At 65.5% G+C, this 4,744-nt stretch carries 4 protein-coding genes; all 4 read left to right on the top strand.

Features of this window, described 5'->3' with window-relative positions; all coding sequences use genetic code 11:
* The first annotated feature begins 14 nt into the window (after positions 1–14).
* The 4 genes from htpX (at position 15) to efeB (ending at position 4,647) form a co-directional block, all read left to right on the top strand.
* Positions 15–884, top strand: coding sequence for a zinc metalloprotease HtpX (gene htpX / locus ACLQ7E_RS18020; RefSeq protein ID WP_411733951.1), 870 nt, complete (start codon positions 15–17; stop codon positions 882–884).
* A 397-nt stretch (positions 885–1,281) separates the two neighbouring features.
* Positions 1,282–2,127, top strand: coding sequence for an iron uptake transporter permease EfeU (efeU, locus tag ACLQ7E_RS18015; protein WP_411733950.1), 846 nt, complete (start codon positions 1,282–1,284; stop codon positions 2,125–2,127).
* A gap of 31 nt (positions 2,128–2,158) precedes the next feature.
* A complete protein-coding gene (efeO, locus tag ACLQ7E_RS18010; RefSeq protein ID WP_411733949.1) occupies positions 2,159–3,319 on the top strand; it encodes an iron uptake system protein EfeO in 1,161 nt (386 codons plus the stop codon).
* Between the two features lie 5 nt (positions 3,320–3,324).
* Entirely contained in the window at positions 3,325–4,647 is a 1,323-nt protein-coding gene (gene efeB / locus ACLQ7E_RS18005) for an iron uptake transporter deferrochelatase/peroxidase subunit (protein ID WP_411733947.1), read from the top strand.
* The last annotated feature ends 97 nt before the right edge of the window (positions 4,648–4,744 follow it).

Here is a 4,744-nt window from a genome sequence, read left to right as displayed (position 1 = left end):
AGGAGAGAACCACAGTGCACAATCACAACAACGGCTTGAAGACGGCGGGGTTGCTTGGCGGCATGTTCGCGCTGCTGCTGGCCCTTGGTGCCCTGCTGGCGTCGGGAACCGGAAGCAGCAGTTTCATCTGGATCTTCGCCCTCATCGGCGTGGCCACCACGGCCTACGGCTACTGGAATTCCGACAAGCTGGCCATCCGCTCGATGCAGGCCTACCCGGTCACCGAGGCGGACCAGCCTGCCATGTACCGGATTGTGCATGAGCTCTCGGTTGCCGCCCAGCAGCCGATGCCGCGCCTCTTTGTCTCACCGACAAATGCGCCCAATGCCTTCGCCACCGGACGCAACCCGGAAAACGCCGCGGTGTGCTGCACCGAGGGCATCTTGCAGCTGCTGAACGAACGCGAGTTGCGCGGGGTGCTGGGGCACGAACTCATGCACGTCTACAACCGCGACATCCTCACTTCCTCGGTCGCGGCCGCCGTCGCCGGTGTCATCACCTCCGTGGCCCAGATGATGCTCTTCTTTGGCGGTGGCGACCGCCGCAACGCCAACCCCATCGCCCTGATCGCGATGTCGTTGCTGGCGCCCCTCGCCTCGACCGTGATCCAGATGGCCATCAGCCGAACCCGCGAATACGACGCCGACGAGGACGGGGCCAAGCTGACCAACGACCCGCTGGCCCTGGCCTCGGCCCTGCGCAAGCTCGAGAGCGGCGTGCAGCGTGCGCCGCTGCCGGCGGACGACCAGCGCCTGGTGAACACCTCGCACCTGATGATTGCCAATCCCTTCGCCGGCGCCCGGAAGCTCTTTGCCACCCACCCGCCGATGGATGAGCGTGTTGCCCGGCTGGAAAAGATGGCGGGCCGGTCGCTGGGGTACTAACCGGTACCAGGCACACCCACTGAACCTCACGAGCGGCCCCGGGCCTTGGCCCGGGGCCGCTTATTCGTGACTTGAATGTTCGGCTCATGGACAGTTCGTGCGGAGAGTTTCCAAGCGACGATTCGGCCGCGTTGCGTAATCTTCGAAGACGGTCCCGCATGCCGGCACAATTTCATTTTTCCTAGTGGGTGATGTTTTTTGCGCCAGGCGACAGCCCTTGGTCGGTGAGTGGATGCCAATGTGACCTGCCTTTCGGTTTGCGGCGCGAAGTAAGCCGGGCGTAATCTCATTAGGCGATAGGTGCGTTGCCTATTCATCCCAGCCACGCCTAAGTCTTCGGGCTGGCCTGCTTGCAGGCCGTCTTGGGGATGGCGGTGAACCACAAAGGCATGCTCCCATGACAGCAAACTTCCTGATCGGCCTGCGCGAAGGGCTCGAAGCGGTGCTTCTCGTTGTCCTCCTGCTTGCCTACCTGAACAAAAGCGGACGCACCTGGCTGATCCCGCGGGTCTTCATCGGCGTCGGGGTTGCCGTCGCCGTTTCCCTGGGCTTCGGCGCACTGCTGACCTTTGGCCCGCGGGGACTCACGTTCGAGGCACAGGAGGCCATCGGCGGCGGGCTGTCCATCCTCGCGGTCGGTTTCGTGACCTGGATGGTCTTCTGGATGGCGAGCGCGTCCAGGACCTTGGTCAGCGACCTGCGCGGCAAGGTCGACGACGCCGCGGGAGGTACCGGCTGGGCGCTGGTGCTGGTCGCGGCCCTGGCCGTGGGACGCGAAGGCCTGGAAACCGCCCTGTTCCTCTGGGCGGCAACGCGGGCCACAGGTGAGACCTGGCAGCCACTGCTTGGCGCCACCCTGGGAATACTGGTCGCCATCGGGCTCGGCATGCTCCTGCATCGCGGCGTCCTGCGCATCAACCTCGCACGGTTCTTCACCTGGACCGGTGCCGCGCTGATTGTTGTCGCTGGCGGAGTCCTGGCCTATGGGGTGCACGACCTGCAGGAGGCCGGGCTCCTCCCGGGTCTGCACAACCTCGCCTTCGATGTCTCGCTCATCATTGCCCCCGGAGGGTTCCTCGGCACCCTGCTCAAGGGGATCTTCAACTTCTCACCGGCCACCACCTGGATTGAGGCCATCACCTGGGTTGCCTACGTCGTTCCGGTGACGATCCTGTATTTCCGCAAGATCCGCGGTCACAATGGAGCCAAGCGGGCAACATCCTCGCTGCCGGTCTCCGCCTGAACCACTGCCACTCCCACTCACAAGGACCTTCATGAAACTCGCTCGCCCGCTCCAGATCACGGCGGCCCTGTCCGTGGCAGCCATGTCAATCACCGGCTGCACCACCAACACCCCGGAGGCCGCCGGGGACGGGTCCATCCAGGTCACCAGCACCGCCGATGCATGCACGCTCTCCACCGCCAGCGCGCCCGGCGGAACCGTCAAGTTCAGCGTGAAAAACGAGGGCAACCAGGTCACCGAGTTCTACCTCTTGGCCGAAGACGGTCTGCGGATCATTGGTGAAGTGGAAAACATCGGCCCCGGCCTGACCCGCGACCTGGTTGTGGTGGCGCCGGAAGGCAAATACGTCACCGCCTGCAAGCCGGGAATGGTGGGTGACGGCATCCGCGGCGATCTGGCCCTAGGCGCCGCACCGGCGGGGCAGACGGTCAGCACCGACCGGGCCGAGAAGCAGAAGCAGGCGGTCACGCTCTACTCCGCCTACGTCAAGGACCAGACCGAGCAGCTGGTGACCGGCACCCAGGACTTTGCCAAGGCCTTCGCCGACGGCGACGCCGCTGCCGCCAGGGAGCTTTACCCGAACGTACGCATGCACTGGGAACGCATCGAGCCGGTTGCGGAGTCCTTTGGCGACCTCGACCCGATCCTTGACGCACGCGAAGCGGACCTCGAAAAGGGGCAGGACTGGACCGGCTGGCACCGCGCGGAAAAGGACCTGTGGCCGCCGCTCTCCGGCTACAAGGCCATGAGCGACGCCGAGCGCTCCGCACTGGCCACCAAGATGGTCGCCGACACCGAGGAACTCTACGACCGCACCCGCGAGCTGACCTTCACCCCGGACAAGCTCGCCAACGGGGCCAAGGAATTGCTCGACGAGGTCGCCACCGGGAAGGTCACCGGCGAGGAGGAAATCTGGTCGCACACCGACCTCTGGGACTTCCAGGCCAACGTTGATGGTGCCCGGATCGCCTACGAGGACCTCAAGCCGTTGCTCACCGATTCCGACGCGGAACTGGACAGCTCGCTGCAGCAGAACTTCGATGCCTTGCAAAAGCTGCTTGACCAGCACAAAGAGGGCGAGGGCTTCGTGTTCTACGACCAGCTGAGCAAGGCGCAGGTGCAGGAATTGAGTGCCGCGGTCGACGCGCTGGCCGAGCCCCTGTCCAAGCTGACCGCTGCAGTGGTGAAGTAGGGGCCATGCTGGGTAGGAACAAGACCGGTGGAGAGGCCACGGGCAAGACCGCGGGCCCACCCGAAATGACTTCGAAGACCGCGCCCAGCCGGCGCTCCCTGCTGGTCGCTGCGGGTGCGGGCGGGCTCGGGATTGCCGCCGGTGCCGTGGGGCAGGCAAAACTGTCAGGAGCGCAGGCCACCGAGGTGCCTGCGGGGGATATCGTCGAATTCCACGGCACCCACCAATCCGGAATTGCCACGCCGGCGCAGGACCGGATGCACATTGCGGCCTTTGACGTCACCGCGGAGAGCAGGGAAGAGCTTGTTGCCCTGCTTTCGGACTGGACCGCTGCCATCGAGCATTTGATGCGCGGTTCGGACGTGGGGGAGTTCGGGGCCACCGGAGGCAGCTACGATGCGCCGCCGGAGGACACCGGAGAGGCCCTGGGCCTGTCGGCCAGCCACCTGAGCGTCACCGTGGGCTTTGGCCGTAGCCTCTTTGAAGGTGCGGACGGCCCGCGCTTTGGGTTGGACGGGAAGATCCCGGAGGCGCTGATCGCGTTGCCGCATTTTCCCGGGGACGCGCTGGAGGAAGCCCGCAGCGGGGGAGACCTTGTGGTCCAGGCTTGCGCGGACGACCCGCAAGTGGCGGTCCATGCGGTGCGGAACCTCGCGCGCATTGCCTTTGGCCGGGCCCGGGTGCGGTGGTCCCAAATCGGTTTTGGCCGCACCTCCTCGACCTCCACCGCGCAAGCGACGCCACGGAACCTCTTCGGGTTCAAGGACGGCACGGCAAACCTGAAGGCGGAGGAACAAAAGGCCCTCGACGAACACGTCTGGGTCAGTGGCGCCGCCGGATCGGAAGCCTGGATGAACGGCGGAACCTACTTGGTGGCGCGCCGTATCCGCATGCATATCGAAACCTGGGACCGGACCTCCTTGCGCGAGCAGGAAAACATTTTCGGCCGCACCAAGCGCGAGGGCGCGCCGCTGTCCGGCGGCACCGAATTCACCGAACCGGACTTTGCCATGGCAGGCCGCGGCGGACCGATCATGCCGGCGGATTCGCACGTGGCATTGGCCCACCCCTCGGCCAATAACGGCACGCAGATGTTGCGGCGCGGGTTCAACTACACCGACGGGTCCGATGGCCTGGGCCGCCTGGATGCGGGCCTGTTCTTCATTGCCTTCGTGGTGGATCCGCGCACGCACTACGTGCCAATGCAAAACGCCATGGCCAAGAACGATGCCCTTGTCGAATACCTGAAGCACACCGGTTCCGGGCTCTTCGCCGTCCCTCCGGGAGTGCAGGAAGGCCAGTACCTGGGACAAGGTCTCTTCGACTGAGCATGGCCTGCGTGGAGCGTGATCCCGCAGTCAAAGCAACGGGAGGGGGGGTGCCACCCAAGGGGTGGGGGCCGCCCCGGCTAGGCCGGGGGGGCGC

It is taken from the genome of Paeniglutamicibacter sp. (genome assembly GCF_046714615.1).
Classification (GTDB): domain Bacteria; phylum Actinomycetota; class Actinomycetes; order Actinomycetales; family Micrococcaceae; genus Paeniglutamicibacter.
This window is presented reverse-complemented; position numbering and strand designations above follow the sequence as displayed.